This window comes from Lysobacter yananisis (genome assembly GCF_031199375.1).
Classification (GTDB): domain Bacteria; phylum Pseudomonadota; class Gammaproteobacteria; order Xanthomonadales; family Xanthomonadaceae; genus Lysobacter; species Lysobacter yananisis.
In genome coordinates this window covers 1,407,074-1,433,181 of record NZ_CP133568.1, presented here as the reverse complement: position 1 = coordinate 1,433,181, position 26,108 = coordinate 1,407,074, and the positions used below count along the sequence as shown (strand labels likewise).

The 26,108-nt window shown below is 71.6% G+C and carries 23 protein-coding genes, 5 tRNA genes and 1 pseudogene; 19 read left to right on the top strand and 10 right to left on the bottom strand.

The genetic code is table 11. The features are described from left to right. The first annotated feature begins 6 nt into the window (after positions 1-6). The 3 genes from RDV84_RS06095 to RDV84_RS06085 all read left to right on the top strand — a co-directional run bounded on the left by RDV84_RS06095 (position 7) and on the right by RDV84_RS06085 (position 3,728). Positions 7-1,377, top strand: coding sequence for an Hsp70 family protein (locus RDV84_RS06095; protein WP_309152782.1), 1,371 nt, complete (start codon positions 7-9; stop codon positions 1,375-1,377). Positions 1,378-1,598: 221 nt separating this feature from the next. Continuing rightward, complete coding sequence (locus tag RDV84_RS06090; protein WP_309152781.1) at positions 1,599-2,240, top strand: DUF938 domain-containing protein; 642 nt, start codon at positions 1,599-1,601, stop codon at positions 2,238-2,240. 105 nt (positions 2,241-2,345) lie between these two features. Beyond that, a complete protein-coding gene (locus tag RDV84_RS06085) occupies positions 2,346-3,728 on the top strand; it encodes a sialidase family protein (protein WP_309152780.1) in 1,383 nt (460 codons plus the stop codon). Here the strand turns inward: RDV84_RS06085 and RDV84_RS06080 are convergent. Together RDV84_RS06080 and RDV84_RS06075 are read right to left on the bottom strand one after the other, a co-directional pair. After that, positions 3,638-4,252, bottom strand: a complete 615-nt coding sequence (locus RDV84_RS06080) for a YiiX family permuted papain-like enzyme (RefSeq protein WP_250448261.1) — start codon at positions 4,250-4,252, stop codon at positions 3,638-3,640. The genes RDV84_RS06085 and RDV84_RS06080 overlap by 91 nt on opposite strands. Continuing rightward, a complete protein-coding gene (locus tag RDV84_RS06075; RefSeq protein WP_250448259.1) occupies positions 4,249-4,788 on the bottom strand; it encodes a GNAT family N-acetyltransferase in 540 nt (179 codons plus the stop codon). The genes RDV84_RS06080 and RDV84_RS06075 overlap by 4 nt, the downstream gene beginning before the upstream one ends. A gap of 139 nt (positions 4,789-4,927) precedes the next feature. Between RDV84_RS06075 and RDV84_RS06070 the strand changes: the two genes are divergently transcribed. Beyond that, complete coding sequence (locus RDV84_RS06070) at positions 4,928-5,743, top strand: nucleotidyltransferase domain-containing protein (protein ID WP_309153699.1); 816 nt, start codon at positions 4,928-4,930, stop codon at positions 5,741-5,743. 22 nt (positions 5,744-5,765) lie between these two features. Here the strand turns inward: RDV84_RS06070 and RDV84_RS25895 are convergent. Further along, positions 5,766-5,846 (bottom strand): annotated as a pseudogene (locus tag RDV84_RS25895) (DUF6053 domain-containing protein); the annotation flags it as partial. A gap of 31 nt (positions 5,847-5,877) precedes the next feature. Further along, positions 5,878-6,504 carry a thymidine kinase gene (locus RDV84_RS06065; RefSeq protein ID WP_057945788.1) on the bottom strand — a complete coding sequence of 209 codons (627 nt, stop codon included), beginning with the start codon at positions 6,502-6,504 and terminating at the stop codon, positions 5,878-5,880. Between the two features lie 265 nt (positions 6,505-6,769). On the opposite strand from RDV84_RS06065, the gene RDV84_RS06060 reads away from it, so the two are divergent. Then, positions 6,770-8,752, top strand: a complete 1,983-nt coding sequence (locus RDV84_RS06060; protein WP_250448257.1) for a UvrD-helicase domain-containing protein — start codon at positions 6,770-6,772, stop codon at positions 8,750-8,752. A 1-nt stretch (position 8,753) separates the two neighbouring features. Here the strand turns inward: RDV84_RS06060 and RDV84_RS25890 are convergent, their stop codons facing one another. Continuing rightward, the gene (locus tag RDV84_RS25890; RefSeq protein ID WP_425606301.1) at positions 8,754-8,855 is read right to left on the bottom strand and encodes a DUF6053 domain-containing protein; all 102 of its coding nucleotides are present in this window, start codon (positions 8,853-8,855) and stop codon (positions 8,754-8,756) included. A gap of 65 nt (positions 8,856-8,920) precedes the next feature. On the opposite strand from RDV84_RS25890, the gene RDV84_RS06055 reads away from it, so the two are divergent. The 11 genes from RDV84_RS06055 (at position 8,921) to RDV84_RS06005 (ending at position 14,475) form a co-directional block, all read left to right on the top strand. Further along, complete coding sequence (locus RDV84_RS06055) at positions 8,921-9,946, top strand: DUF4272 domain-containing protein (RefSeq protein WP_309152779.1); 1,026 nt, start codon at positions 8,921-8,923, stop codon at positions 9,944-9,946. A gap of 53 nt (positions 9,947-9,999) precedes the next feature. Continuing rightward, positions 10,000-10,500: a GNAT family N-acetyltransferase gene (locus RDV84_RS06050; RefSeq protein ID WP_309152778.1), complete on the top strand. Its 501-nt coding sequence runs from the start codon at positions 10,000-10,002 to the stop codon at positions 10,498-10,500. A 357-nt stretch (positions 10,501-10,857) separates the two neighbouring features. After that, positions 10,858-10,943: transfer RNA gene (locus RDV84_RS06045), tRNA-Leu, on the top strand. Positions 10,944-10,961: 18 nt separating this feature from the next. Continuing rightward, positions 10,962-11,047: transfer RNA gene (locus RDV84_RS06040), tRNA-Leu, on the top strand. Between the two features lie 23 nt (positions 11,048-11,070). Next, positions 11,071-11,157: transfer RNA gene (locus tag RDV84_RS06035), tRNA-Leu, on the top strand. A gap of 24 nt (positions 11,158-11,181) precedes the next feature. Continuing rightward, a tRNA-Leu gene (locus tag RDV84_RS06030) sits at positions 11,182-11,266 on the top strand. A gap of 23 nt (positions 11,267-11,289) precedes the next feature. After that, positions 11,290-11,376 (top strand) — tRNA-Leu (locus RDV84_RS06025). A gap of 124 nt (positions 11,377-11,500) precedes the next feature. Continuing rightward, the gene (locus RDV84_RS06020; protein WP_309152777.1) at positions 11,501-12,016 is read left to right on the top strand and encodes a GNAT family N-acetyltransferase; all 516 of its coding nucleotides are present in this window, start codon (positions 11,501-11,503) and stop codon (positions 12,014-12,016) included. Positions 12,017-12,132: 116 nt separating this feature from the next. After that, positions 12,133-12,579 (top strand): RidA family protein, encoded by a 447-nt coding sequence (locus RDV84_RS06015; protein ID WP_309152776.1) that lies wholly within the window; start codon positions 12,133-12,135, stop codon positions 12,577-12,579. Beyond that, positions 12,576-13,169 (top strand): hypothetical protein, encoded by a 594-nt coding sequence (locus RDV84_RS06010; protein ID WP_309152775.1) that lies wholly within the window; start codon positions 12,576-12,578, stop codon positions 13,167-13,169. Before RDV84_RS06015 ends, RDV84_RS06010 begins: the two co-directional genes overlap by 4 nt. Positions 13,170-13,527: 358 nt before the next feature. Continuing rightward, positions 13,528-14,475: a 5'-nucleotidase, lipoprotein e(P4) family gene (locus RDV84_RS06005; protein ID WP_309152774.1), complete on the top strand. Its 948-nt coding sequence runs from the start codon at positions 13,528-13,530 to the stop codon at positions 14,473-14,475. Between the two features lie 429 nt (positions 14,476-14,904). On the opposite strand, the gene RDV84_RS06000 is transcribed toward RDV84_RS06005, so the two are convergent. From RDV84_RS06000 to RDV84_RS05985, 4 genes are read right to left on the bottom strand one after another with little or no spacing between them, the layout of a single operon-like run. Next, positions 14,905-15,924 (bottom strand): Csu type fimbrial protein, encoded by a 1,020-nt coding sequence (locus RDV84_RS06000; protein ID WP_309152773.1) that lies wholly within the window; start codon positions 15,922-15,924, stop codon positions 14,905-14,907. Continuing rightward, complete coding sequence (locus tag RDV84_RS05995) at positions 15,921-18,401, bottom strand: fimbria/pilus outer membrane usher protein (protein ID WP_309152772.1); 2,481 nt, start codon at positions 18,399-18,401, stop codon at positions 15,921-15,923. The genes RDV84_RS06000 and RDV84_RS05995 overlap by 4 nt, the downstream gene beginning before the upstream one ends. Continuing rightward, positions 18,352-19,110 (bottom strand): fimbrial biogenesis chaperone, encoded by a 759-nt coding sequence (locus RDV84_RS05990; RefSeq protein ID WP_309152771.1) that lies wholly within the window; start codon positions 19,108-19,110, stop codon positions 18,352-18,354. The genes RDV84_RS05995 and RDV84_RS05990 overlap by 50 nt, the downstream gene beginning before the upstream one ends. Positions 19,111-19,120: 10 nt before the next feature. Continuing rightward, a complete protein-coding gene (locus RDV84_RS05985) occupies positions 19,121-19,624 on the bottom strand; it encodes a Csu type fimbrial protein (protein ID WP_078996236.1) in 504 nt (167 codons plus the stop codon). A 379-nt stretch (positions 19,625-20,003) separates the two neighbouring features. Between RDV84_RS05985 and RDV84_RS05980 the strand changes: the two genes are divergently transcribed. Continuing rightward, entirely contained in the window at positions 20,004-21,293 is a 1,290-nt protein-coding gene (locus RDV84_RS05980) for a hypothetical protein (protein ID WP_309152770.1), read from the top strand. 160 nt (positions 21,294-21,453) lie between these two features. Here the strand turns inward: RDV84_RS05980 and RDV84_RS25885 are convergent, their stop codons facing one another. Next, entirely contained in the window at positions 21,454-21,801 is a 348-nt protein-coding gene (locus tag RDV84_RS25885; protein ID WP_425608205.1) for a DUF6053 domain-containing protein, read from the bottom strand. 163 nt (positions 21,802-21,964) lie between these two features. Between RDV84_RS25885 and plsB the strand changes: the two genes are divergently transcribed. Then, complete coding sequence (gene plsB / locus RDV84_RS05975; protein WP_309152769.1) at positions 21,965-24,835, top strand: glycerol-3-phosphate 1-O-acyltransferase PlsB; 2,871 nt, start codon at positions 21,965-21,967, stop codon at positions 24,833-24,835. Positions 24,836-24,951: 116 nt separating this feature from the next. After that, positions 24,952-26,070, top strand: a complete 1,119-nt coding sequence (locus RDV84_RS05970) for a hypothetical protein (protein WP_309152768.1) — start codon at positions 24,952-24,954, stop codon at positions 26,068-26,070. Positions 26,071-26,108: the final 38 nt, after the last annotated feature.

The following is a 26,108-nucleotide window of genomic DNA, read 5'->3' as shown; positions in this document are numbered from 1 at the left end:
CCGCCCATGAAGATCGGCATCGACTTCGGCACCAGCTACTCGGCCGCCGCCGCCGTCATCGACGGCGAAGTCCGTACCGTGCGCTTCGGCCAGGAGCGCCAGTTCCGCACCACGGTGTACTTCCCCGAAGCCGTGCCCGACCTCGACAAGTTCGAGCTCGACGACGCGATGGAGGCCGAGGTCGAGGCGCTGGTGCGCAGCGCCCGCGCCGAGCAGAACCGCAACCCCGCGCAGGCCCGGCGCAGCGACCTCGAACTGCGCCGCGACGCGGTGCGCGCGGTGCGCCGGCAATGGCTGGAGCGGCAGGTGCGCGAGGCGCGCGCTTCGGCCGCGTCGCTGCAGAACGCGGTGTACGGCGAGGAGGCGGTCGAGGCCTACCTGATCGAAGGCTTCGGCAATCTGGTGCAGTCGCCCAAGTCGATGCTCGGCTATCAGCTGGCGCCGCACGTGCGCCAGACCATCGTCGGCATCGCCGGCTACATCCTCGAACACATCCGCCTCAACGCCAGCCAGCAGTTCGGCGCCAACGTGCGCGCGGCGGTGCTCGGCCGGCCGGTGCAGTTCCGCAGCTCGATGGGCGCGGCCGGCGGCGACCAGGCGCTGGAGATCCTGCGCGAAGCCGCGGCCGGCGCCGGTTTCGACGAAGTCGACTTTCTCGAAGAACCGGTGGCCGCGGCGCTCGGCCACCACGCACAGAGCGCCCAGCGCCACCGCGCGCTGGTGGTCGACATCGGCGGCGGCACCAGCGACATCACCCTGGCCGAAGTCGGCGGCGCGCAGCCGCCGCGGGTGCTGGGCTCGTGGGGCATCGCCCGCGGCGGCGTCGACGTCGATCTCGCGCTGAGCCTGTCGCGGTTCATGCCGCTGTTCGGCAAGGGCGCCACGCGCGTGCCGGCGCACCATTTCGTCGAAGCCGCGACCGTGCACGACGTGATCCGCCAGCGCGACTTCCAGCGCCGCGACGCCTACCGCGACGTGCCCGCTCCGTTCGGCCCGCGCTTGATCGCGCTGCAGGACACCGGCAACACCACCCGCCTAAGCCGCGCGGTGGAGGCGGCCAAGGTCGAGTTGAGCTCGCGCGAACGCAACCGCGCCGCGTTGGACTACATCGAGACCGGGCTGTTCCAGGAGGTGTTGGCGCCGGATCTGACCGCGGCGGCCGAAGGCTTCCTCGGTTTCCTGACCGAACTGCTCGGCGAGGTCTCGGCGCAGATCGACGCGCCGCCGCAGGTGGTGTTCCTCACCGGCGGCATGTCGCGCGCGCCGTACGTGCGCGCCGCGGTGCAGCGGTGCTTTCCGGATGCGCAGCTGGTCGCGGGGGATCCGTCGCTGGGGGTGGTGTCGGGGTTGGCGTTCGCGGCGTTGGCTGGGCGCTGAGTGCGTGGCGGCCCTGCGGGTATCGAAAGGTGCGCAGCGGCGTGGGTCGCGGAGCGGGCGCGCCGCGATCTGACCGGAAGGCGTCGGGCCTGAAGGCCCTCCCACAAAAGCTTGCGCGACCCGCTCTTGTGGGAGGGCTTTCAGGCCCGACGCTCTGCGCTCAGATCGCCGCGATCCGCCCTCCTGCTAGCGTGTACGCATCCGCCGCCGCACGCACGCCGATGACCGACCGCCCCTACTCGCCCTCCTGCGACCGCAACCGCGACCCCATCCTCGCGGTCCTGCGCGACCAGTTCGCCGACCGCCGCGAGGCGCTGGAAATCGGCAGCGGCACCGGCCAGCACGCGGTGCATTTCGCCGCGGCGATGCCGTGGCTGCGCTGGCAGTGCTCCGACGCCGCCGCGTATCTGCCCGGCATCCGCGCCTGGCTCGACGAGGCGGCCTTGCCGAACACGCCGCCGCCGCTGGAATTGCAGGCGGTCGTCGAGCCCGCGCCGGGCTTCGCGCCCGCGCCGCCGCTGCCGCGCGGCCCGGCGGGCGACGCGCGCGGTTTCGACGCGGTATTCAGCGCCAACACCCTGCACATCATGGGCTGGCCGCAGGTCGAGGCGTTCTTCGCCGGGTTGGCGACGGTACTGGCCGCGCAGGCGAGCGTGGTCGTGTACGGGCCGTTCAACTACCGCGGCCGCTACACCAGCGACAGCAACCGCGATTTCGACGGTTGGCTGAAGGCGCGCGATCCGGTCTCGGGCATCCGCGATTTCGAAGCGGTCGATGCGCTCGCGGCCGCCATCGGCGTGCGCTTGCGCGAGGACATCGCGATGCCGGCCAACAACCGCTGCCTGGTCTGGCGTCGCGACTGAACTGCGACGCAACTAGCACGGCGCCGCGGCTGCGACGCTGCGGCGCTTGACCGCGGCGGTGGCGCGATCCGCACAATGGCAGCGGTTCCAAACCGGTCCTCGCTCATGCATTCCTCGCTTTGGTCCGCGCTGTCGTGCGCGCTCGTCCTGGCGGTCGCGGCTTGCCGGCCGGCCCCGCCGCCGCCCGCCGCGGTGGCGCAGAGCGAGACCGCGGCCGCCCAGGCTGCGCCGACGCCGCAATGGCGCGTATCCGACTGGCCGCTGCCGGCCACCGGCGCGGCGGCGCAGCCCGACCTGATCGCCGCGCCCGACGGCGGCTGGCTGCTGTCGTGGATCGAGCCCGGCGCGCGTGGCGGGCATGCGCTCAAGTTCGCCCGCGCCGGCCGCGACGGCGCCTGGGGCCCGATCCGCACCATCGCCCAGGGCCGCGACTGGTTCGTCAACTGGGCCGACACGCCGCATATCGCGCTGGCTGCCGACGGCGCGCTGTGGGCGCACTGGCTGCGCAAGTCGGCGCCGGCGACCTATGCCTACGACGTGGTGCTGAGCCGTTCCGGCGATGGCGGCACGACCTGGTCGGAACCGGCGAAGGTCAACGACGACGGCACCGCGACCGAGCACGGCTTCGTCTCGCTGTGGCCCGACGGCGCCGACGGCATCGGCGTGGCCTGGCTCGACGGCCGCCGCACGGGCGGCGGCGAAGGCCACGAAGGCGGCGCTCACGCCGGCCACCGCGGCGCGATGACCCTGCGCGCCGCGCGTTTCGACGCGCGCTCGCAACGTTCGCTCGACAGCGAGCTCGACCCGATGACCTGCGATTGCTGCCAGACCGATGCCGCGCCGACCGCGCGCGGCCCGCTGCTGGTCTATCGCGACCGCGACGCGCAGGAAATCCGCGACATCGCCGCGACCCGCCGCGAGCCCGGCGGCTGGACCGCGCCGCGGCACGTGCACGCCGACCGCTGGACCATGCCGGCCTGCCCGGTCAACGGCCCGTCGGCGGCGGCGCGCGGCGACGACGCGATCGTCGCCTGGTACACCGCCGCCGGCGGCGAATCCAAGGTGCAGGCCGCGCGCAGCGGCGACGCGGGCACGACCTTCGGCGCGCCGGTCGTGCTCGACCGCGGCGAGCCGGTGCAGGGCCGGGTCGAAGCCGCGCTCGGCGCGGACGCGGCCTGGGTGTTGTGGCTGCGCGAGGACCGGCAAGACGGCCAGACCCTGTGGCTGGCGCGGCTGGCGCCGGACCTGTCGCGCGAACTGCAGCGGGTGCAGGTGGCGCGGTTGCAGGGCCGCGGCCGCGGCACCGGGTTCCCGCAGCTGGCGGCCGGCGACGGCGCGGTCTACATCGCCTGGACCGAACTGGCCGACGGCGCCGCGCGCCTGCGCGGGGCCAGGCTTCAGCCCGAAGCGACCGTCTCCAGCAGCGGCGAATCGAACATCGAGGCCGGCGAGACCACCGGCTCGTCCAGCGGCACGCGCGCGCCGTAGCGTTCGCGCAGCTTGGCCTTCACCGCCGGGTCGTCGAGCTCGAACTCGCGCAGGCGTTGCAGGCGGCCGATGCGCACGCCCATGGCGCGGTCGTAGAGCTTGTAGACCAGTTCGCTGCAGTAGATGCGCTGGTCCGACCAACCGAAGGCGAGGTCGTAATGCTTGCCGCGCAGCCGCTCGGCCTGCGCGCGCAGGCGCCGCACCTGCGCGGCGTCCGGCGGCGCGCGCAGGCGCTTGGCGACGTAGCGCCCGCCCTGGCCGCGCGCGATCCAGTCGGCGAGCGGGGTGTAGCGCACCGGTTCCACCGCCTCGAACACATAGGGCCGGCCGCCGCGATGCAGGACCACGCCCATGTGGCTGTAACGCGAGCCGGTCGCGCGCTGGATCGCCAGGCTTTGGGCCGAGCGCGACGCGTGGAAGACCAGGTCGCCGTCGCGCAGCGCCGGCGGTGCGGCGCGCGCGCAGGCCGCGCATGCGGCCAGCGCGGCGGACAAGGCCAGGCCGCGGGCGAAGGCGCCGATCATGCCGGCGCGGCGTCGGCGCCCGCGTCGGCCTCGGCGGTCGCGTACAGGCGCACGTCCCGGTTCTCGGTGCCGTGCCGGATCGTGCCCTGCGCGCGCATGCCCAGGCGTTCGAGCACCTTGATCGAGGACGCGTTGTCGGGATTGACGATCGCCAGCACCCGCGGCAGCGCCAGCGTGGCGCCGGCGTAGCGCAGCACCGCTTCGCCGGCCTCGACCGCGTAGCCGCGCTGCCAATGGCGCTGCAGGAAGGCGTAGCCCAGGTCGGGGTCGGGCAGGGTATCGCGGCGCAGCAGCCCGCACAGGCCGATGGGCTCGCCGCCCTCGCGCAGTTCCACCCGCCACAGGCCGAAGCCGTGGCGCGCGTAACTGGCGGCGGGGCCGTCGTGGATGTAGCGCAGCGCGCCGTCGAGATCGCGCACGCCGCGGTCGCCGATGCCGCCGAGGAAGCCGGGTTCGTTGAGCAGTTCGAGGATGAAGCCGGCATCGCCGGCGGCGAGCTCGCGCAGGGTCAGGCGGTCGGTGTGGATCGTCGGCATGGGCGGCGGCGCGCGCGGGAGGGTGGGGCAACGATACGACAGTGGCGGCGCCGGGTGAGGCGAGGATGAAGCCGCGCCGCGGCTACACTGGCCGGCCGTTCCCGCTGCCGTTCGCGCCGCCATGACCGAACCCGACCGCCTGCACGAGATCCACCCCATCGCCGAGGACAAGCGCCGCGCCGTGCTCGACGCGCTGGCCGCGATCGAGCGCGAGCAAGACGTGCGGGTGATCTACGCCTGCGAATCGGGCAGCCGCGGCTGGGGCTTTTCCTCGCCCGACAGCGATTACGACGCGCGCTTCGTCTACGTGCACCGGCAGCCGTGGTACCTGACCGTCAACGAGCGCACCGGCCCGGGCGAGCCGCAGCGCGACGTGATCGAACTGCCGATCGAGGCCGATCTGGACGTCGCCGGCTGGGACTTGCGCAAGGCGCTGCGGCTGGTGTCCAAGTCCAACCCGACGCTGCTGGAGTGGCTGCGCTCGCCGATCGTGTATCGCCGCGACGACGCCCTGGCCGCGGGCCTGCACGGCCTGGCCGAGCGGTTCTACTCGCCGGTCGCGGCGTGGCACCACTATCTGAGCCTGGCCCGCGGCACCTTCAACGCGCACCTGGGCGGCGACAGCATCCGCACCAAGAAATATCTGTACGTGCTGCGTCCGGTGCTGGCCTGCCAATGGATCGAGCGCGAGGACGCCGCGCCGCCGATGGCGTTCGAGTCGTTGCTGGAGCGTTTGTTGCCCGACGGCCCGGTGCGCGCGGCGATCGAGGACCTGCTCGCGCGCAAGCGGCGCAGCGCCGAGGTCGAGGCCGGGCCGCGGGTGCCGGCGCTGAGCGATTTTCTCGCCGCCGAACTCGAGCGCATGCAGACGCAGCCGCCGCAACTGGCGCCGGGTCGCGGCCGCGGCGAGGAGCTCGACGAGTTCCTGCGCGCCGCGCTGGCGCAACCGTGGTGACGCTTCCGGGCGCGGCGGTCGTGGGAGGGCCTTCAGGCCCGATGCTCTTGCCGCAAATCGCGATGACCTGACCGAACGGCATCGGGCCTGAAGGCCCTCCCATAGAAGGCCTTGCCGCAACCGCGCGACCGGGATCAGTTCGACAGCGGCAACGGCTGCTGCAACGGCTCGATCGTGCCTTCCCCGCGCATCACCTTCTTGTATTCCTTGCGCGAGACCGAGATGTAGCGGTCGTTGCCGCCGATCTCCACCTGCGGGCCGTCGAGCACGGCGCGGCCGGCCGCGTCCACGCGCACGTTCATGGTCGCCTTCTTGCCGCTGTGGCAGATGGTCTTGATCTCGCTGAGTTCGTCCGCCCAGGCCAGCAGGTACTGGCTGCCCTCGAACAGTTCGCCGCGGAAATCGGTGCGCAGGCCGTAGCACAGCACCGGGATGCGCAGCGCGTCGACCACCTCGCTGAGCTGCCAGACCTGGGCCCGGCTGAGGAACTGCGACTCGTCGACCAGCACGCAGTGCAGCGCGCCGTGCGCGGCGATGTCGGCGCGGATCAGCGCCTCCAGGTCCTGGTCGCGCTCGAACGCCACGCCTTCGGCGCGCAGGCCGATGCGCGAGGCGACCACGCCGGCGCCGGCGCGATCGTCCAGGTGCGGGGTCAGGATCGCGGTGCGCATGCCGCGCTCGCGGTAGTTGTGCGCCGACTGCAGCAGCGTCGTGGTCTTGCCGGCGTTCATCGCCGAATAATAGAAATAGAGCTTGGCCATGCGCGCAGTGTAGGGCGCGCGGCGGCGCGGCTACAGACTTGACGCGGTGCGTTGCCGCGCCCCGGGCCGCCTGGGGCGCGGCCGCCGCGGCGCTCGCGCGCTTTTGTCGCGATGATGCGGCGGGCCGTGGCCGCGCGGCCCGGAGTGCGCCCCGTGGCGCCTGCGGCGTCTCAACAAGACGCGCGCCCGACGCGCCCCCGCGCCCCCAGGCGCCGCCGGGTAGACTATCCGGCCAGCCCGGCCCCCGCCGGCGATCCGGCGTCCCATGCACGGTCTCAATCCTCCCCAGCGCGCCGCCGTCCTGAACACCGACGGCCCCCTGCTCGTGCTCGCCGGCGCGGGCAGCGGCAAGACCCGCGTGATCGTGGAGAAGATCGCCCATCTGATCGCTTCCGGCCGGATGCCGGCCAAGCGCATCGCCGCGATCACCTTCACCAACAAGTCGGCCAAGGAAATGCGCGAGCGCGTGGCCAAGCGCATCCGCGGCGACGCGGCCGACGGACTGACCATCTGCACCTTCCACGCGCTGGGCCTGAAATTCCTGCAGATCGAGCACGCCAAGCTCGGCCTGCGCCGCGGCTTCAGCGTGTTCGACAGCGACGACAGCAACGCCCAGATCAAGGACCTGCTGCCGGCCGGGACCAAGCCGGACGTGCTCGACGACATGCGCAACTTGATCTCGCGGGCCAAGAACGCGGGCCTGTCGCCGGAGCAGGCGATGGCCGAATCGCGCAGCCCGCGCGAGATCGAGGCGGCGACCGTGTACGAGCTGTACCAAAAGCGCCTGACCACCTTCAACGCGGTCGATTTCGACGACCTGATCCGGCTGCCGGTGCAACTGCTGGAAGCCGACCGCGACGCGCAGCTGGCCTGGCGCGAGCGCATCGGCTACCTGCTGGTGGACGAGTGCCAGGACACCAACGATGCCCAGTACCGCCTGCTCAAGGCGCTGGCCGGGCCGGCCGGGCTGTTCACCTGCGTAGGCGACGACGATCAGTCGATCTACGCCTGGCGCGGCGCCAATCCGGACAACCTGCTGGAGCTGGGCAAGGACTATCCCACCCTGGAGATCGTCAAGCTCGAACAGAACTACCGCTGCAGCAACCGCGTGCTGCGCGCGGCCAACGCGCTGATCGCGCACAACCCGCACGAGCACCCCAAGACCTTGTGGAGCGACCAGGCCGACGGTGAGCGCATCCGGGTGTGGGAATGCCGCGACAGCGCGCACGAGGCCGAGAAGGTCGCCGCCGAGATCCACTTCCAGCAGCAGAAGCACAACGCGCCGTGGAGCGACTTCTGCATCCTGTTCCGCGGCAACCACCAGAGCCGCGCGCTGGAAAAGGCGCTGCAGTTGTTGCGGGTGCCGTACCACTTGAGCGGCGGCACCGCGTTCCTGGAGCGCGGCGAAGTCAAGGACGCGCTGGCGTGGCTGCGGCTGGTGGCCAATCCCGACGACGACGCGGCGTTCCTGCGCGCGGTCACCGCGCCCAAGCGCGAGGTCGGCGCGACCTCGCTGGCCAAGCTAGCGGAGATGGCGCGCCATGCGCAGCTGCCGATGTCGCGCATGGCCGAGTCGATCCACGCGATCAAGCAACTCACCCCGCGCGCCGGCAACGCGCTCGACGGCTTCGTCAACATCGTGCGCTTCCTGCGCGAGGAGGCCCAGCGCATCAGTCCCGGCGAACTGGTCGGGGTGCTGGCCGAGCGCAGCGGCCTGCTCGCCTCGATCCGCGCCCAGTGCAAGGACGAAGCCAGCTACCAGCGGCGCAAGGAAAACCTGGCCGAACTGTCGGGCTGGTTCGACGGCGGCCGCGGCTCCGGCCCCGGCGAACTGGCCGCGCAGCTGGCGCTGCTGTCGCACGCCGACAAGGGCGAGGCCGGCAACCAGGTGCGGCTGATGAGCCTGCACGCGGCCAAGGGCCTGGAGTTCCGCTTCGTCTTCATCGTCGGCGTCGAGGACGGCAACCTGCCGCACGACGCCAGTCTCGACGAAGGCCGTCTCGACGAAGAGCGGCGGCTGATGTACGTCGGCATCACCCGCGCCAAGGAGCAGCTGTACCTGTCGCACTCGCGCGAAACCCAGCGCTGGGGCGAACGCATCCGGCTCAAGCCGAGCCGCTTCATCGACGAACTGCCGCCCGGCGAGCTGCAGCGCGACGGCGCCGACCCGGTCGCCGACGCCGAGCGCAAGCGCGAGCGCTCGCTGGCCGGCTTCGCCGCGATCAAGGCGCTGCTGGAAGAAGGCTGAGTCATGCCGGACGCGGCCCGGCTGTTGTGGGAGGGCCTTCAGGCCCGATGCCTTCCGCTCCGATCACGGCGCATCCCGCCTTCCCCTTCCCCGGAAGGCGCAACCGCGCACGCGACCGCGCCGCACGAACACGCTAGGCTGGCGCCACTTCCCCCGAAGGCCGCGCCCATGCCCCTGCTGATCAACGCCTATTCCACGCTCGCCTCGCCGCCGGCGCCTGCGTTCCTGGCCCAGCCGCCCGCGCGCCGCGACCGCAGCGATCCGGAACTGGTGCCGCACCTGCAGGGCTTCGTCGGTTACGTGATGAGCACGGTCGAGGACGGCATGGACGCGCGCACCTTCGGCGTGCTGCGCCATCTGCAGCGGGTCCAGACCCAGTTCTCGTTCGAGGTGGACGAACGCGACTTCGACGCGCTCGCCGCGTGGGGCGAGGCCGCCAACGTGCTGTGCTTCCTGCCCGACGGCAGCGTGCGCGACGCCGCCGGCAACGTCCTGGCCAGCCGCGGCGAACCGCCGGTGGAGGCCGACGCCGCGCTGCCGTATCCGTCCGACGCGCGCGAACGCAAGCGCCGCAGCGAGGCCGAACTGCAGCAACTCGGCGCGGCGCCGCCCGCGCACCTGCCGCCGGTGCTCGGCGCCGGCGAAGTGCGCCTGCGCGAGGCCGACGAGACGATGCGCCGCATGCTGGCCTTGTGCGCGGTGGCGGTGCGCGCCGAATCGCTGAGCTCGCAGCCGCTGTCGGTCGAGGAAATCCGCGCCAAGCTCGGCCCCGGCGTGGCCGAGTTGAGCCCGGCCGAACGCGCGTTCATCGCCGCCGACAAGCCCGACGAGGAAACCTGGGCCAACCAGGGCTGGCGCTACGAAAGCGCCGCGCTGCTGCAATGGGCGCTGGGCCTGAGCGACACCCTGCCGGCGCCAACCGCGATCTGCGATGCGGGCCGGGTCGCGCGCGTCGCCATCGACCACGCCGACGAAGCCGCCATCGCCGGCGCGCGCCTGCGTCCGTTGCCGGAACTGCTGGACGCGCTCGACGCGATCTACCGCCGCCACTGGCTGGTGCGCCAGGCGCGGCTGGACGACAAGCCCGCGCCGATCGGCCTGCATCCCAGCGTCGTCTACGAGCGCCACTACGCGCTGAACTGGCTGCTGCGTTTCGACGAGCAGGATTGGGACGAAGTCGGTACGCCGACCTGAAGCCGGCCTCGCGGTCTTCCGCGTTTTTTTGCGTCACCCGGACATCCCGCCGCATGAACCTCGTCGTCCGTCCCGCCACGCCCGCCGATCGCGCCGACGTGCTCGCGCTGAACCTGGAAGCCGAAGCGCTGATGAGCCCGATGGACCACGCGCGCCTGCTCGCGCTGGAAGCGCAATCGGTCTACCACCGCATCGTCCACGACGGCCAGTCCGCGATCGCGTTCCTGCTCGCGTTCGACGAGCGCGCCGACTACGACAGCCCGAACTACCTGTGGTATCGCCAGCGCTATCCGCGCTTTGTCTACATCGACCGCATCGCGGTGGCCGCGAGCCACCGCAACCGCCGGATCGGCGGCCTGCTCTACGACGACGTGTTCGCGTTCGCGCGCGAACATGGCGTCGGCACGGTCGCGGCGGAGTTCTACATCGAGCCGTTCAACGAAGCGTCGAGCCGGTTCCACGCGCGCTACGGATTCGGCGAGGTCGGAACGCAATGGGTCGCGCAGGGACGCAAGCGCGTGTCGCTGCAGATCGCGGCGGTGCCGCGCGACTGATGCAGTCGCGATGTTGCGCGCGCATCGCGAAAAAAACGCGCCGGCACTTGCCTGCACGATTTGCGTTTTGCTATGTTGCGCGCATGGACATCATCTTCCACCGCCGACTACGCCTGAGCGCGCGACTGCATCGTCGCGACGCCGGCGTGCGTTCGAGCGGAATCCGACTAGGTTGACCCCATCGCTCCGATCCCTTGCGGATTGGAGCAGCCGGGGTCGCTAGCGGTACGACTCGAAGGCGCCGAAAGGCGCCTTCGTCGTTTTCGCCTTTCGGCATTGCACCCGCCACCGACTTCGCTGCGCCTTCGCCGGTGCGGCGCGGGACCCCGCGCGCCTGCATCCGCATCGCCCTTCCACGCCCGAATGACGTAATGGAAAACGTGCAGCCCTGAGATGGCTGTGGCCGCAAGGCCGTGCGGGTTCGAGTCCCGCTTCGGGCACCACCTCGCATAACTCCATCCGCCCGGATGGCGAAACGGAAAACGCGCCGGTCTCAGAAGCCGGTGGCCGCAAGGCCGTGTGGGTTCGAATCCCACTCCGGGCACCACCATCGACATCGATACACGCTGCGCCCAAGTGACGTAACTGGCAACCGTGCCGGCCTCAGATGCCGGTGGCCGCGAGGCCGTGCGGGTTCGACTCCCGCCTTGGGCACCAACCGAATCCAAACGCGATCCATCCGCCCGGATGGCGAAACGGCAAACGCAACGGTCTTAAACACCGTGGCCGAAAGGCGGTGCGGGTTCGAGTCCCGCTCCGGGCACCACCATCGATATCGATACACGCTGCGCCCAAGTGACGTAACTGGCAACCGTGCCGGCCTCAGACGCCGGTGGCCGCGAGGCCGTGCGGGTTCGACTCCCGCCTTGGGCACCACCGCATCGGCCGCCGTGCGCGGCAATGCCGCGCGTAGGCAAAACTGCGATGATCGCAGCCGGTCCCGGTGCATCGGTTCGCGCATGATCGTGCGGCATCCTTCTTCGTCCATCGTCCCGCCGCGATGATGCCGGCCCTGGCCCGCGTCGGCCTGCACCTGCGCCCGATGGCCATGGCCGACGCGCCGGCGTGGTTCGCCTATCTGTCGCTGCCCGATGCGGTCGAGCACACCAGTTGGCGCCTGGACGGGATCGAGACGCTGTATCCGCAGATCGCCGCGTCCAATCCGTTCCGCGCCGACGCGCCGGCCTTGTTCGCCATCGTCGACGACCTCGACGAGTTGGTCGGAACGGTCGGCTTCCACACCGTGCTCGACGCGCCGCGCGGCGGCGAGATCGCCTACAACCTGCATCCGGCGCATTGGGGCCGAGGCATCGCCAGCGAGGCGTGCGCGGCGCTGGCGCAGTGGGGGTTGGAACAGCGCGGCTACCGGCGGGTGGAGGCGTATGCGCTGGACAGCAACGCGGCCAGCCAGCGCGTGCTCGACAAATGCGGGTTCCGGCGCGTGCGCCTGGAGCCGGGCCTGCGCGCGGTGCGCGGGCAGCCGCGCGATTTCTGGCTGTACCGGCGCGAGGCCTGAGCCCGCCGTTGCCTTCGGCGCCGCGCGGCTTGCCAGCGGCGCGGCGGCGGACGATGATCCGGCCACTTCAACGGACGAGGTCGACGATCATGCGGTGGTGCGTTTCCGCGATTGGCTTGAGCCTGTGTTTCCTCGCCGCCGCCGCGTGCGCCGGCGAGCGCCCCGAGTTCCTCGCCTCGCCCGATCCGGCGGCGGCCGCGCTGCCGTTCTCCGAGGCGGTGCGCAGCGGCGATCTGCTGTTCCTGTCGGGCCAGATCGGCACCGTGCCGGGCGCCGACAACGCGTTGGCGAAGGGCGGGATCGGGCCGGAGGCCGAGCAGACGTTGGGCAACGTCCGCGCCGTGCTCGAACGCCACGGCGCGTCGATGCGCGATGTGGTCAAGTGCACGGTGTTCCTGGCCGACATCGGCGACTGGCCGGCGTTCAACGCGGTCTATCGCCGGCATTTCAGTGCGCCGTTCCCGGCGCGCAGCGCCTTGGCGGCCTCGGGCCTGGCGATGGGCGCCAAGGTCGAGGTCGAATGCATCGCGCAGGCGCCGCGCAAGGCGGGCAAGCGGCGATGACGGCCTGGTTCGGTGAAGGTGCGCGCCGCGGGACCCGCATCGCGCGGCCGCGCGGCGCGTGGCTGCGCGTGGCTGCGCTGGCGTTGTGTCTGGCGGCGGCGCCGGTCGCGTTGGCCGACGAGGCGGAGCGCTACGCGCTGCCCGGCGCCGTGCTGTCGGAGCCGCGCGCGCATCCGGATTGGCCGTGCCTGGCCTCGTTGCTGCAGCAGATCGTCGACGACCAGGGCGCGCGCGGTGTCAACGCCCTGCATATCGGCCGGGTGGTGCGCGAGGACGACGACGGCAACGACTTCGTGCGCGTGTACTGGCCGCGGCGGCGCGCGATCTTGCTGGTGTCGCTGAACCGCAACGGCTGCGCCGATCCGGACTATCGCTACGGTTCGCTCGGACTGGGCTGGTACCGGACCAAGGCGCGCATCGATCTGGATCATCACGTGCGCGCGACCGAAGCCGAGATCAGCGGAAGCAGCTTCCTGGTCACGCGCGCCTGGGCCGACGCGGTGATCGCCGAATGCACGACGCACGGCACCGAACTCGAGCTGCGGCGCGCGCGCCGGCGGCGCAAGGACGCGGACGCCGACGCGCTGTAGCCGGCGCGGGTCGCGGCCGAGGCGTCGTCGGTTGCGACCCGCGCGAAGGCGCCCGTTGGGGCGTCCGCTGATCGGCTAAGGCGGGCCGCGGCAGGCGCAGAGCCGCCCGCCGCCGGGACCTGCGCGTGCGCCGTTTGCCGAAGCCGGCCATTGGCTTGATCGACGCCGTTGCCAACGCTGCGGGGATCGGCCTTTCGCCGGGTCCCCGACCCGCCACGCGGCGCGCCGCCGGTGCCGGCAGCGCCGCCGCGCCCGGGGCGGCTGGCCCCGACCGGAGCCTCCGCGCCGGCGCCGGCGCATTCGACACCCTTTCGCGCCGCGGCCTACACTCCCCGCCTTTCCCAGGGGATTCCAGCGCATGCAGATCCGCGCCTCTCTCGCCCGCGTTCCCGTCGCCGCGCTCGCCTGCGCGCTGGCGCTGGCCGCGTGCAAGCCGCAGCCGGGCCAGCCGGCCGATGCCGCCGCGCCCGCGGCGCCCGCCGCCAAGCCCGACGCTGCCGCCGCGGCACCGGCCGCCGCGGCCAAGCCCACCGGCGCCGACGACAACCTCAACGCGGTGCTGTGGATGCAGCGTTCGGTCGAGTACCGCGCCAGCGCCGAGACGATCTACCGCGCCGCCGCCGACAAGCTCGACGTCGCGCTCAAGCAGCCCAACTGGGACGCGCTGGTGCCGGACGAGCGCGGCAACGCCGCCAAGGGCCTCAAGCCCGCGGTGGTGATGGACGTGGACGAGACCGTGCTCGACAACTCGCCGTACCAGGCGCGGTTGGTGCGCGACGGCAAGGAATACGACGAAGTCACCTGGGACGCATGGGTGGCGGAGAAAAAAGCCAAGCCGGTCCCCGGCGTGGTCGAGTTCGCCAAGGCCGCGCAGGCCAAGGGCGTGACCATCCTGTACCTGTCCAACCGCGCGGTGCATTTGAAGGAGGCCACGCTCGCCAACCTGCGCAGCGTCGGCCTGCCGGTCGCCGACGATTCGGTGTTCCTCGGCCTGGGCACGGTGGTGGACGGTTGCGAGCAGAACGGCAGCGAGAAGAACTGCCGCCGCCTGCTGGCCGGCAAGCAGTACCGCGTGCTGATGCAGTTCGGCGACCAGATCGGCGACTTCGTGCAGGTGGTGGCGAACACGCCCGAAGGCCGCGACGGCCTGCTGGAGCAGTACCACGACTGGTTCGGCGAACGCTGGTGGATGCTGCCGAACCCGAGCTACGGCTCGTGGGAGGCGATGACCTTCAACAACGACTACAGCCAGTCGCGCGAGGCGCGGCGCGAGGCCAAGCGCAAGGCGCTGGACGTGGCGCCGTAAGGCGTCTCAGCTCTCTATGTGATTATATATTCATATAAATCAGTAGCTTACATCGATATACTTCAGGTATTGCATTAACTTGGCCGCAGCGTTAGTCTGCCCGCATCCCGGCTGCGGCCGGGGCCATGCCACAACTCGTACTCTCCGGCGCAAGCCGGATTTGAAGGAGGCCTCGCGCCTCCTTTTTCTTTTCTGCGCAGCCGTCGTCGCCCCTTGTAGGAGCGGCGCGAGCCGCGTCCGCGATACCGCGCTTGCGGCGGACCTTGGATAAAAATTCGCCACGCGCACGCGCACGCGCACGCACGCGTGCGTGTTGTGTCGGCCGGTTCGCGCAGCGTTTTCCGGTGAGTTTCGCCGCGACGGATTTGGCGCGGTCGCGGCGTGCGCCGCTCCTACAGGCAGGCCATGCGGGTTTGCGATGCGGCGGCGTCAGTAGGTGACGGTGACGACGACGGTGTCGGTGTAGCTACCCGGCGTCGCGGTCTGCGGCGCCACGCGTCCGTACACCGTTTGCGATTGCGCCGCGCCGGTGCCGGTGCCGCTGACCGTATCGGTGCCCAGCGTCGTGCCCCAGCGCTGGCTGCGGCCGCTGTCGCGGTAGAGTTCGTAGGGCACGAACTGACCGCCGGCGCTGCGCATGCGGCGGATGTTGCCGCTGGCGTTGAGGCCGTTGCCGATGCCCAGTTGCCAGGCGGTGCGGCCGGTGCAGGTCAGGCCGATCGCGGTGGTGCGGTCGACGTTGGCGGTGACGTAACCGGGGACGCTGCCGAAGGCCAGGTCGGGTACCGGCTTGGGGCTCAGCGCGCAGGTGTTGGGCACCGAGCCGTTGACGGTGAAGGGAAAGCTCGACGGCGTGCCGGTGCTGCCGCCGCTGACGCAGGAGGCCGGCATCGGCGGGGTGCCGAGCAGCGCTTCGGCGTATTGGAATTCGATGCGGGTGTCGGCGGCGGCGGTGAAGCGGTTGCGGTAGGTGCCGGCGTTGAGCGCGGTCTGCGCGGGGATGCGGCCGTACAAGGTCGCGGTCAGGGTTTGGCTGCCGCCGATCGCGATCACTTCGTAGTCGAACTGCAGCGGCAGGAAGTTCGGCACGGTCGCGTTGCCGCGCGCGCCCCAGATCTGGCTGCGCGCGCTGTCGGTGTAGAGCTGCATCTGCATCGCGTCGCCCGGGGTGTTGGTCATGCGCCGCGGCGCCAGGGTGCCGCCGCCGTCGGTGCCGCTGAAGATGCTCACGCACATGTTGACCCGGGCCCGCGCCAGCAGCGACAGCGCGCCGGTCGAGCAGGTGACGGTGAGGGTGGCGGTGGCGTCGACGGCGGCGCCGGTGGTCGCGGCGAAGTTGAGGTTGGTCATGCTCCCCGTGCACGAGGTCGCCGCGTGCGCGGGCGCGGCCAAGGCCAGCGCGGCGAACAAGGCCAGCGCGCAGCGCAGGATCGCGGCGCGCGCGCTCATCGCCCGTCCTCGCGCAGGCACGGCAGCGGGCCGAGCCGGGCGATGCCGTGCGCGTCGGCCGGATAGTCGAAGCGCACCGTGCAGGCGCCGGCGGGCGTGTCCACGCGCAGTTCGTTGCGCGGCTGCAATTGTTCCAGGTAGGTCTCGCCGTCGTAGCCGACCACCGCCTGTTCGCCGTTGCCGGCGCGCACCGCGCTGCCCAGTGGCAGCGGCGCGCCGGCTTCGTCGCGCAGCGCCAGCACCGCGGCGCGGATCGCGTCGATCGAGAATCGCACTACGGTGCCGGAGCGGTCGCGCGGGGTGGCGTCGGCCTCGACCCGGTCCAGGCGGGTGTCGGCCGGCAGTTCCATCGGATCGATGCCGATGCGGTTGCGCTGCCAGGCGTTGAGCGGCGTCACCAGCAGCATGCCGTCGGCGTCGGTGCGGCCGAACGGGCGGTTCTCCAGCAGCACCGGCACCCCGGGCACGCCGGTGGAGACCACCGCGAACGCGTCGCTGACGCTGCGCGCGGCGAAGGCGTGGCCGCCCATCCACACGAGCGCGCCGCTGGCGCTGGCGTAACCGTAGTCGCGCGAACCCTGGCGCGCGTAGCCGAGGTTGAAGCGGCCGGTTTCGGTCAGCCATGCGGCTTCGGCCAGCGCGCCTTCCTCGCTGTCGCCGCCGCGCGCCTGCAGGCGCCAGCCGAAGCCGCCGTCGCCCGGCACCGGCCGGCTCAGATCTATCACGCCCTGGTCGAGCCCGCCCTGGTCGAGCCCGCCGACGCGCTGCGCCGAGACGCTGAGTTGGGTGCCGAGGCGTCCCGGGTCGGGTTGCAGGTTGAGGGTGAAGCCGAGGTAGACCGTGCGGTCCGCGCCGCGGTCCAGGTTCTGGTTGTAGGACAGGCTCAGCGAGGCGCGGCTGCGCAGGTTGCGGCTCCAGGTGGCGCCGGCGTAGCGCGCCGGCGGTTCGCCGCGGTAGAGCAGGCGCACGTAGCTCAGGCCCAGGCTGCCCAGGCGCGCGTCGCTCCAGCCGATCACCGCGCGTTCGCTGACCCGCGGCGCGCCCAGGCCGTAGCGCGAGGCGAGGTCGCGGTAATCGCCGTGGGTGCGCTGGGTGTCGGCGGCGAAGTTGAAGCGGCCGTTGCTCCAGTTGTAGGCGGCGGTGTATTGCCAGCCCGCGTCGCCGCCGTCGCGGCCGTGGCTCAGCGATGCGCCGAACACGCCGGCGCGGCCGAGCAGCCAGGCCGCGCCGAGGCCGGCGTTGGCGACGCCGTCGCCGCCTTCGCCGTGCGCCTGGAAGGTCAGCCGGTCGCTGAGGCCGTAGCGCAGGTCGGCGCTGAGCAACGGCGCGCTGCCGTATTCGAACGAACGCAGCGCGTAGTCCTCGCGCGCCACGCCCAGGCTCACCGACCAGTCCGACAGGCCCTTGGCCAGCAGTTGCTGCGCGGCGTAGAACGGGAAGTCGAGGGTGCGGACGCGGCCGAACGCGTCGGTGACCACCAGCTGCGCGCTGCCGGCGCCGGTGATGCCGGGAACGGTGGTGAGCTGGAACGGCCCGGGCTGCACCTCGCCGCTGTACTGGCGGATGCCGTTGACGTACAGGTCCACCGCCGACGGCACCGCGACTTCGCCGGCCAGGGTCGGCAGCGGCGTGGTGATGCGGTAGGGCTGCAGGCCGAAGTCGCGGCCGAAGCGCACGCCGCCCAGGCGCAGCGGGCGGGTCCAGTCGAGCTGGCCGCTGATCACGTCGCCGACGGTGACGGCGAACATCGATTCCGGCCGCGACCAGCGCCAGCTGGTGTCGAGCCGGATCGAATCGGTGCGCCGCGGCGCGCCGTCGTCGCGGTAGTGGCGGATCACCCCGGTCTGGCTCAGCACGCTGTCGGCGAACGCGCCGCGGCCCAGGCCGAACGCGCGCGCTTCGACGAACGCCGTGGCGTTGTCGCTGCGGTCGTCGCGGCTGGCGTAGAGGTCGTAGTTGAGCAGCAGGCCGGGCGAGGCGGTGGCGCGCGGCGCGTCGGCGCCGGGTGCGTTGAGGCGCTGGGTGCGCAGGTCCAGCAGCGACAGCGGCGCGTCGATGGCGACGCGCTGCTGGGCGGCGTCGAAGCGCACCGTGGTGCCGGCCAGTTCGTCCGGCGCCAGCGTTTCGCCGCCGTCGCGGCCGGGCAGGGCGAAGCCGATCGCGCGCAGGGTGGCGACGCGGGCGTAGAGCCGGCCCGCGCGCAGTTCGAACGGCTGCGGCGGGCCGAACGCGGTCTGGTTGAGGCTGACTTCCAGGTACAGGCTCAGGTTCGCCGCCTGTGCCGCGGCTTCGGCGATGCCGTCCCGGTGCGTGCCGGCATGGATCGCGCCGGCCTGCATCGCGCCGGCCTGGGCCGGCGGCGGCAACGCCGGCGGCTCGGCCGCATGGCCCGGCGGCGACGCCAGGAGCAGGCCGGCCGGCATGGCTTCAGCGAGCCGGCGGGTCCAGCGCCAGCGCCTGGGCGTCGGGTTCGCCATTGATCCTCGCTTCCAGGGTGCCCGGTCCGCGCAACAGCGCGGCCGGCGCCTGCAGCGCCCAGCGCATGCGCTGGCCGGCGTGGGCGTAGCCGAGCAGGCCGGCGGCGATGGCATGGCGCCGGCCTTGCGCGTCGACGAAGGTGAGGTCGGCCAGTTGGGCGTGCTGGTCGCCGCGGTTGTCCACCGCCAGGAACGGCCGCTCGTCCTCGAACTGCAGTTGCGCGCGCAGCCGCGGCGCGATCGGCCCGGCCGCGGCGGGGGCGAGGAACACCGGCACCGAATAGCGCAGCACGAACTGCAGGCCGGGGCCTTGGGCGGCTTCGGCCGGCGGCAGTTCGTCGACGATCAGACGGTAGGCGGCTTCCTGCGCCGGCGGCGCGCCCAGCCGGATCACCCGCACCAGCTGGCGCGCGCCGGGCGCCAGTTCCAGCATCGGCGGGCTCACCGCCAGGCCGGGATCGGGTTCCAGCCGCTCCTGGCTGTCTTGCTGCAGCCAGCGGAACACCCGCACCTGCGCGCGCAGCGTGGCCGGTCCGGTGTTGTTGAGCCACAGCGCGTCGGCCGGACGGTCGCGGGCGAGGGTGAGCTGGGTCGGGGTGACCTGCAGGCCGGCGGCGAGCGCCGGACAGGCCGGCGCGGCCAGCGCCGCGCCCAGCGCCAGCCGGATCGCGTGAGTGCGGACCGCCTGCCGGAACCGGCCGCCGCCCATGCCGCGGCGGTCAGTAGGTGATCGTGGCGATCACCACGTCATTGTAAGTACCAGCGGGAAAGTTGGCGCTGGGCGTGCGCCCGTACACCGGGACGTTGACCGCCGCGCCGGTGCCGCTGCCGGCCAGCACGTTGCCGCCGGCGCCGACCGTGCTGCCCCACACGTCGCCGGGGCCGCGCGCGGCGGCGCGGTAGAGCTGGTAGGGCACCAGGTTGGCGCCGTTGGCCATCTTGCGGCTGTTCACATCGGTGCCGTTCTGGCCGTTGTCCAGGCCGATGGTGTAGGCCGTGCCCGGCGTGCAGTTGACGGTCAGCTGGCCCTGCTGGTCGACGTTGGTGGCGCTGGAGGACACGCTGCCGAAGTTGACCGGCAACGGCGCGGTGGTGTGGATGTCGCAGACGCTGGTGATGGTGATGGTGACGTTGAGGTTGGCGGTGTCGGACGCCGCGAACGCGGGGCCGGCGGCGGCCAGGGCCAGGGCAGCGAAGACGCTACGGCTCGATACGGAACGCATGGTTCGTTCTCCTGCGCGCGGGGCGCGATGGTCGGGCGAGCTTGTTTGCCGGTTTTGCCCGTTTAGAACGCATAAAACATGCCAGCGCGGGCACCTTAGCCATGCGGCCCAGGGCTGCGGGTGACCCCCTTCACAAGACGCGGGGCCGCACCTGTTCAGCCGCATTTCTGCACCGAGGCGCACGAAAACGCAGTGACGCACTGGGTCTTAACGCTTCGACCCATGCCGTCGCCAACTGTGCGTTCGGGTCGCAAGCGTGAGCCAGCGTGAGCCCGCGGCTTGTGCCCCGCCGGGGCCGGGGCCAAGATGCCGGTCCGCGGATGCGCTCCGCGCCAGAGCCTCCGCCCGTATGTCTCTCGTTCGACGCGCCGGCGCCGCCGTGCTGACGACCGCCGTCCTGTTGGCGGCGGCCGGCTGCGGCCCGGATCCGGCCCCGGCCGAGACGGTGCCGACCCTGCCGGCGCAGGCGGTGACCCAACTGGTGTCCGACCTGCGCCGCAACGACTTGGCCGGCTACGCCCGCCACGCGGTGCCGCCGGAGCTGCACCAGCGCCTGGAGCAGGCCTGGAGCCAGGGCCGCACGGTCTGGCCGCTGACCGAGCTGCCGCTGGACGACCGCTTCGCGTCGTTCATCGCGGCCCTGGCCGAGCAGGACGCCGAGCGCAAGCTGGTGGCGACCTACCGCCGCCAGTTCGCCGGCGCCGATACCGAACTGCAGTCCGCGGCCAAGACCCTGGGCCTGTTCGCCAGCCAGTACGTGCGCAGCGAGCCGGGCTACAGCGAGACCGAGCGCGACCACCACGCCCAGTTGATCGAGGCGCTCAGCGGCTGGGCCCAGACCGCGCCGCTGGGCGATTCGCAGCGCGCGCGCGAGGCGATTCCGCAACTCGTCTCGGCCGCGCGCGCGACCGGGTTGGCCGGCCCGGACGGGTTCGCCAAGGCCGGCATGGACCGCAGCCTGCGCCGGCTCGGCCCGTTCGCGGAACGGCTCAAGCAGGTGCTCGGCCAGTACGGCCTGGGCCTGGACGCGGCGCTGGACAGCGTCGACGCCAGCCTGGCCGAACAGACCGGCGACACCGCGCGGGTGCGGGTGCGCTATCAACTGGCCGGGCAGCCGGTGGACGCCTATGTGCTGGTCGAGCGCATCGACGGCCGCTGGTACCTCAGCGACGTGCTGCGCCATGCCCGCGCCGAAGCCGAGGCGACGAGCAAGCCGGCGCCGTCGGCGACGATGGCGCAGCGGTTGGCGGCGCTGGCCAAGGTCCAGGCGCGGGCGCCTTCGGCGGTGCCGGCCAAGCCGGCGGCGGCGCCTGCGCCAGCCGCGCCGGCCGAGGCTCCGGCCAGAGCGGCGCCCGGGATCGCGCCGGGCGCGGCGACCGAAGAACTCAAGCCGGTGGGCGCTGCCTCGCCGGCGGCGGCCGAAGTGCGGCCCGAAGCCGCCAGCAAGGCCGCCGGCGCCCGCCCCGCCGAGCGCGCGCTACCCGAAGGCAAGCCCGCCGAAGCCCGCCCGAGCGCGGTGGATGGCCGGATCGGCGCCGGCGCGAAACCCGCCGCGGGCGAAGCAAAATCTGCCGCCGCGGGCAAATCCTTCCCGGCCGAAGCCAAGCCGGCGAGCCGACCCGCGGCCAAACCGACCGCGGCCACGGGCGAGCCGCCGAAGCCGCGCTGAGCGGCCGGCGCAGGCGGTGCCGCGGTGTGGGCGGCCCCAACTGTCGCGGGTGCTCAGCGGTTGTGAGAGCCATTCGATTGTTATGAGGGCTCAGCTGTCATGGGAGCTCTTCAGCTGTCGTGGGGCTCAAGCTGTTGTTGGGCTCAAGCTGTTGTAGGGCTTAGTTGCTGTTGTGGGGCTTAGCTGCTGTGGGGGGCTTGGCTGTTGTGGGAGGGCCTTCAGGCCCGACGCTTTTGTTCCAGCTCGCGGCGACCCGACCGAACAGCGTCGGGCCTGAAGGCCCTCCCACAACAGAAAGGCTCTCCCAGCACAGCGGCCCCCCAGCACAGCGGATCCCAAGCACAGCGGGCCCCCAGCCCGGCGGGCCCCTCCCGCCACAGCCGTCCCCGCGCCGCGGCCACACAGAGCGGTGACGCCGGCGTCGCCGGCCAGGGCACACGAGCGTCCCATCGCCGTATGCCCCGCCCAGGGCCGCAGTCCCGGGCCCGGTCTGGGGCCGAATAGGCATAATGCCGGCAATGCCGAAACAGACGCCCCTGCCTTTCCCCGACGCCGCGCCGGCCGACGCCGCGCCCGCCTCGGGCGATGCCGTGCCGGCCGCGACGGATCGACCCGATCGCGCCGCCGACCCGGAGCAGGACCGCGCCAGCGCCACTTCAGTCTCATCGAACATGCCCCAAGCGTCCGACCCGAATCCTTCCGAGCAGCCCGGCCAGGCGGCCGCCGAACGCGACGACAGCGTCCGTCCCGCGGCCGACGGCAGTGCAACTGTCCGCACCGCGGCCGACGGCGCCGGCCCTGCCGCGCCCGCGGAAAATGGCGCCGACAGCGCCGACAGCGCCGACAGCGCCGACAGCGCCGACAGCGCCGACAGCGCCGCTGTGTCCGTGCCCGCCGGCACCGGCCATGCGCCGTCCGCCGCCGGCTCGTCCGGCCCCAGCGACCCGCCCGACGAGCACGACCCAGAACAGCCCGAACTGCCGATCGCGCCGCCCGCCGCTGCGGCCGCGCCCACCGCCGACACGGCCGCGGCCGCGCCGCGCCCGTGGTGGGCGCGCCTGCTCGGCCAGCTGATGGCGCCGTGGGTCTCGCTGACGGTCGAGCCGAAGAACCCGCAGCAGCACATCGCCGAGCAATGGCACGGCCGCCCGGTCTGTTACGTGCTCGAAGACTACGGCCTGTCCAATGCGCTGATCCTGGAGCGCGCCTGCCGCGAGAGCGGCCTGCCCTCGCCGTTGCAACCGCTGCCGGGCGATCCGCTCGGCCGCAAGCGTGCCTACGTGGCGCTGTCGCGGCGCAACGCCGGCACCCTGGCGCCGGCCGGCCCGCCCTCGGCCAAGACCCACTCGGGCTCGCTGGCGCGGCTGCTCGACGCGCACCGCGGCGACCGCCAGCTCGACGTGCAGCTGGTGCCGGTGTCGATCTTCGTCGGCCGCGCGCCGGACCGCACCAGCGGCTGGTTCTCGGTGCTGTTCTCGGAAAACTGGACCCTGGTCGGCCGCTTCCGCCGGCTGCTGGCGATCGCGCTCAACGGCCGCCACACCACGGTGCGCTTCTCGCCGCCGGTGTCGCTGCGCGGCATCGTCGACGAAGGGCTGGAGCCCGAACGCACGGTGCGCAAGCTCTCGCGCGTGCTGCGCACCCACTTCCGCCGCATCCGCGCGGCGGTGATCGGGCCGGACCTGTCGACCCGGCGCATGCTGATCGACCGCGTGCTCGCCAGCGATCCGGTCAAGGAAGCCATCGCCGACCAGGCCCGCCGCGACAGCACCGACGTCGCCGAAGCGTGGAAGAAAGCGCATGCGATGGCCTACGAGATCGCCGCCGACTATTCGCATCCGGTGGTGCGCTCGGCCAGCTTCCTGCTCACCCCGGTGTGGAACCGCATCTACCGCGGCGTGCTGGTCCATCACCTGGACAAGCTCAAGCAGGAAGCGCCCGGCTTCGAAGTGGTGTACGTGCCCTGCCACCGCAGCCATCTGGATTACCTGCTGCTGAGCTACCTGCTGTACACCAAGGGCATCGTGCCGCCGCACATCGCCGCCGGCGTGAACCTCAACCTGCCGGTGGTCGGCACGATCCTGCGCAAGGGCGGCGCGTTCTTCCTGCGCCGTAGCATCCGCGGCAGCGCGCTGTATTCGGCGGTGTTCTCCGAATACGTGGCGCAGTTGGTCGCCGGCGGCTACTCGATCGAATACTTCATCGAAGGCGGGCGCTCGCGTACCGGCCGGCTGTTGCCGCCCAAGGGCGGCATGATCGTGATGACCGTGCGCGGCTTCCTGCGCCAGCCGACCCGGCCGGTGCTGTTCCAGCCGGTCTACATCGGCTACGAGAAGCTGATGGAGGGCAACAGCTACCTCGACGAGCTGTCGGGCAAGCCGAAGGAAAAGGAATCGATCTGGCAGCTGCTGTGGGGCATCCCCAAGGTGCTGCGCTCCAACTACGGCCAGGTGGTGGTGAACTTCGGCGAGCCGATCAAGCTCGGCGACATGCTCGCCGAACACGCGCCGCAGTGGGACGGCCGCCCGCTGGAGGAAGACGACAAGCCGCAGTGGCTGTCCGACACCGTCGACGCGCTGGCGCAGCGAATCCAGGTCAACGTCAACCGCGCCGCCGACGTCAACCCGATCAACCTGCTGGCGCTGGCGCTGCTGTCCACGCCCAAGCACGCGATGGGCGAGGCCGACCTGCTCGCGCAGATCGCGCTGAGCAAGACCCTGCTGGCGGAACTGCCGTACTCCGACCGCGTCACCGTGACTCCGCACACGCCGCAGGAAATCGTGGCGCACGGCGAAGAGATCAACGTGCTCGAACGCATCGCCCATCCGCTCGGCGACGTGCTCGGCGTGGACGAGGACAAGGCGGTGTTGCTGAGCTACTTCCGCAACAACGTGCTGCACCTGTTCACCGCGGCGTCGTGGATCGCCTGCTGCTTCCAGCACAACCGGCGCATGAGCCTGGCCGGCGTGCTGCGCCTGGGCCGCAGCGTGTATCCGTTCCTGCAGGCCGAGCTGTTCCTGCCGTGGAGCGAGGACGAATTCGCCGAGCGCCTGGCGCGCACGGTCGAGGTGTTCATCCGCGAAGGCCTGCTGGAGAAAGTCGCCGACGACGACGGCGGCATCCTCGCCCGCAACGCCGGCCAGACCGACGAGGTGTTCCGCCTGCGCGCGATCGGCCACTCGCTGCAGCAGGCGTTCGAGCGTTACTACATCGCCATTTCGGTGCTGGTGAAGAACGGCCCGGGCACCTTGTCGGCGGCGGAACTGGAAAGCCTGTGCCAGCTCGCCGCGCAGCGCCTGTCGCTGCTGTACGCGCCGGCCGCGCCGGAGTTCTTCGACAAGACCCTGTTCCGCGGCTTCATCCAGAAACTGCGCGAACTGCGCCTGGTGTGGCCCGACAGCGAGAACAAGCTGGCCTTCGACCAACGCCTGGACACCTGGGCCAAGGACGCCAAGGTCATCCTCGGCCGCGAACTGCGGCATACGATCGAGAAGATCAGTCCGGAGATGGCGGCGAAGCCGGCGGCGCCGACCGAGGGGTAAACGCTCGGCGAGCATGCCGGCGGCGCGTTGTCGCGGCGCATTGCCGGCTGTCGTCGGCCGATGGGATAATCGTTTCGCGCGATGGGGATCGCGCCAGGGGGGGGATATCCAATCGTATGACCAAGTTGACGCTGCTAGCCGGGTTGTTCGTGTGCGGGGTCTTGACGGCTCCCGATGCCGTCGCCGGTAAAGACGATATTGCGGGCTATAGCGCCGACCGAGCCGAACTGGCGGCTTCGTTGCCTGTACGCATCGTGGTTCGCAACAGCCGCGTGCGGCCGCAGATCGGCCTCGATCATCGGCCGATCGCTGGCGAGGTTCCCCGTCCATTTCAGGCGGGACTCTCCAACGCGGTGTTGATGGCAGGGGGCGGGTTGCTGCCTGTGTTGGCCGCGGTCGCCGCGGAGCGGAAATTGCTGCGGAATAGGGTCGAAGAGAATTTTGCCGTCATCCAGTCGGCGGGTTGCGACCTGCGTATCGACGAATCGCTGCCGGCAACGGTGTCCGCCGCGGTACGCAGGAGCCGCTGGGGCGCGACGACGCCGATCGACGCCGTCGTCGCCGAGGGTCGCTCTTTGGACAAAGTCGTCGCTGAGGACCGGTCCCGTCAGGTTCTAAGCATCAGCAGTTCGCTCGCGCCTGATATGGAGGCGTTGGTCACCACTCTCGAAATTCAGGCGTACGCGCCCACCGATGGCGCACCGCGCTGGCAGCGCGAGCCGGTCTGGCGCGACGAGTTGATTGTGGTGTCGGATGTGGTGGAGGTCGCGTCGAAGACCCAGGCCGATATCGATCGCCTGGTCGCGCAGGAGCAGGCGCGCTACAAAGCCACCGGCAATGCCGAGGCCATCGGCAAGCTCAACGCGCAGCGCGGCGGCGACCGCTTCGAGCGCAAGCGCGTGCTGGCTTTGCAACAGGAGCACGAACGCGCGATGACGGATGCGCAGTCGAGCAACTGGTCGGCGCAGGACGTCAAGCGCCAGCGTGCGACGAGTTGGAGCGAAAACAAGTGCGCGCGCATGCTGACTGCAGTCCAGCAGGCCGGGTCGGATCTGGAAAAGATGCTGGACGCCCTGTACGCGCAGCAGTTGCCGCAAAGGCTCGGCTCCAAGGACGCGCCGGTCTCCGACGACATCAACGGCCGTCACCCGCATCCTTTGCCCGGCGGCGCTTATGTGTACCGCGTCGATTACGATCCGGTGCCCTTGGGGTATCGCGAAGACTTGCTGGATTGAGCGGCTGCGGCAGGCGAGGCGAATCGATGGTAGAGACT

Excerpts from the sequence above, each read along its gene's own strand:
- RDV84_RS06095 (WP_309152782.1), top strand. The coding sequence starts at position 7 with ATGAAGATCGGCATCGACTTCGGCACCAGCTACTCGGCCGCCGCCGCC.
- RDV84_RS06090 (WP_309152781.1), top strand. The coding sequence starts at position 1,599 with ATGACCGACCGCCCCTACTCGCCCTCCTGCGACCGCAACCGCGACCCC.
- RDV84_RS06085 (WP_309152780.1), top strand. The coding sequence starts at position 2,346 with ATGCATTCCTCGCTTTGGTCCGCGCTGTCGTGCGCGCTCGTCCTGGCG.
- RDV84_RS06080 (WP_250448261.1), bottom strand. The coding sequence starts at position 4,252 with ATGATCGGCGCCTTCGCCCGCGGCCTGGCCTTGTCCGCCGCGCTGGCC.
- RDV84_RS06075 (WP_250448259.1), bottom strand. The coding sequence starts at position 4,788 with ATGCCGACGATCCACACCGACCGCCTGACCCTGCGCGAGCTCGCCGCC.
- RDV84_RS06065 (WP_057945788.1), bottom strand. The coding sequence starts at position 6,504 with ATGGCCAAGCTCTATTTCTATTATTCGGCGATGAACGCCGGCAAGACC.
- RDV84_RS06060 (WP_250448257.1), top strand. The coding sequence starts at position 6,770 with ATGCACGGTCTCAATCCTCCCCAGCGCGCCGCCGTCCTGAACACCGAC.
- RDV84_RS06055 (WP_309152779.1), top strand. The coding sequence starts at position 8,921 with ATGCCCCTGCTGATCAACGCCTATTCCACGCTCGCCTCGCCGCCGGCG.
- RDV84_RS06050 (WP_309152778.1), top strand. The coding sequence starts at position 10,000 with ATGAACCTCGTCGTCCGTCCCGCCACGCCCGCCGATCGCGCCGACGTG.
- RDV84_RS06020 (WP_309152777.1), top strand. The coding sequence starts at position 11,501 with ATGATGCCGGCCCTGGCCCGCGTCGGCCTGCACCTGCGCCCGATGGCC.
- RDV84_RS06010 (WP_309152775.1), top strand. The coding sequence starts at position 12,576 with ATGACGGCCTGGTTCGGTGAAGGTGCGCGCCGCGGGACCCGCATCGCG.
- RDV84_RS06005 (WP_309152774.1), top strand. The coding sequence starts at position 13,528 with ATGCAGATCCGCGCCTCTCTCGCCCGCGTTCCCGTCGCCGCGCTCGCC.
- RDV84_RS06000 (WP_309152773.1), bottom strand. The coding sequence starts at position 15,924 with ATGAGCGCGCGCGCCGCGATCCTGCGCTGCGCGCTGGCCTTGTTCGCC.
- RDV84_RS05995 (WP_309152772.1), bottom strand. The coding sequence starts at position 18,401 with ATGGCGAACCCGACGCCCAGGCGCTGGCGCTGGACCCGCCGGCTCGCT.
- RDV84_RS05990 (WP_309152771.1), bottom strand. The coding sequence starts at position 19,110 with ATGGGCGGCGGCCGGTTCCGGCAGGCGGTCCGCACTCACGCGATCCGG.
- RDV84_RS05985 (WP_078996236.1), bottom strand. The coding sequence starts at position 19,624 with ATGCGTTCCGTATCGAGCCGTAGCGTCTTCGCTGCCCTGGCCCTGGCC.
- RDV84_RS25885 (WP_425608205.1), bottom strand. The coding sequence starts at position 21,801 with ATGCCTATTCGGCCCCAGACCGGGCCCGGGACTGCGGCCCTGGGCGGG.
- plsB (WP_309152769.1), top strand. The coding sequence starts at position 21,965 with ATGCCCCAAGCGTCCGACCCGAATCCTTCCGAGCAGCCCGGCCAGGCG.
- RDV84_RS05970 (WP_309152768.1), top strand. The coding sequence starts at position 24,952 with ATGACCAAGTTGACGCTGCTAGCCGGGTTGTTCGTGTGCGGGGTCTTG.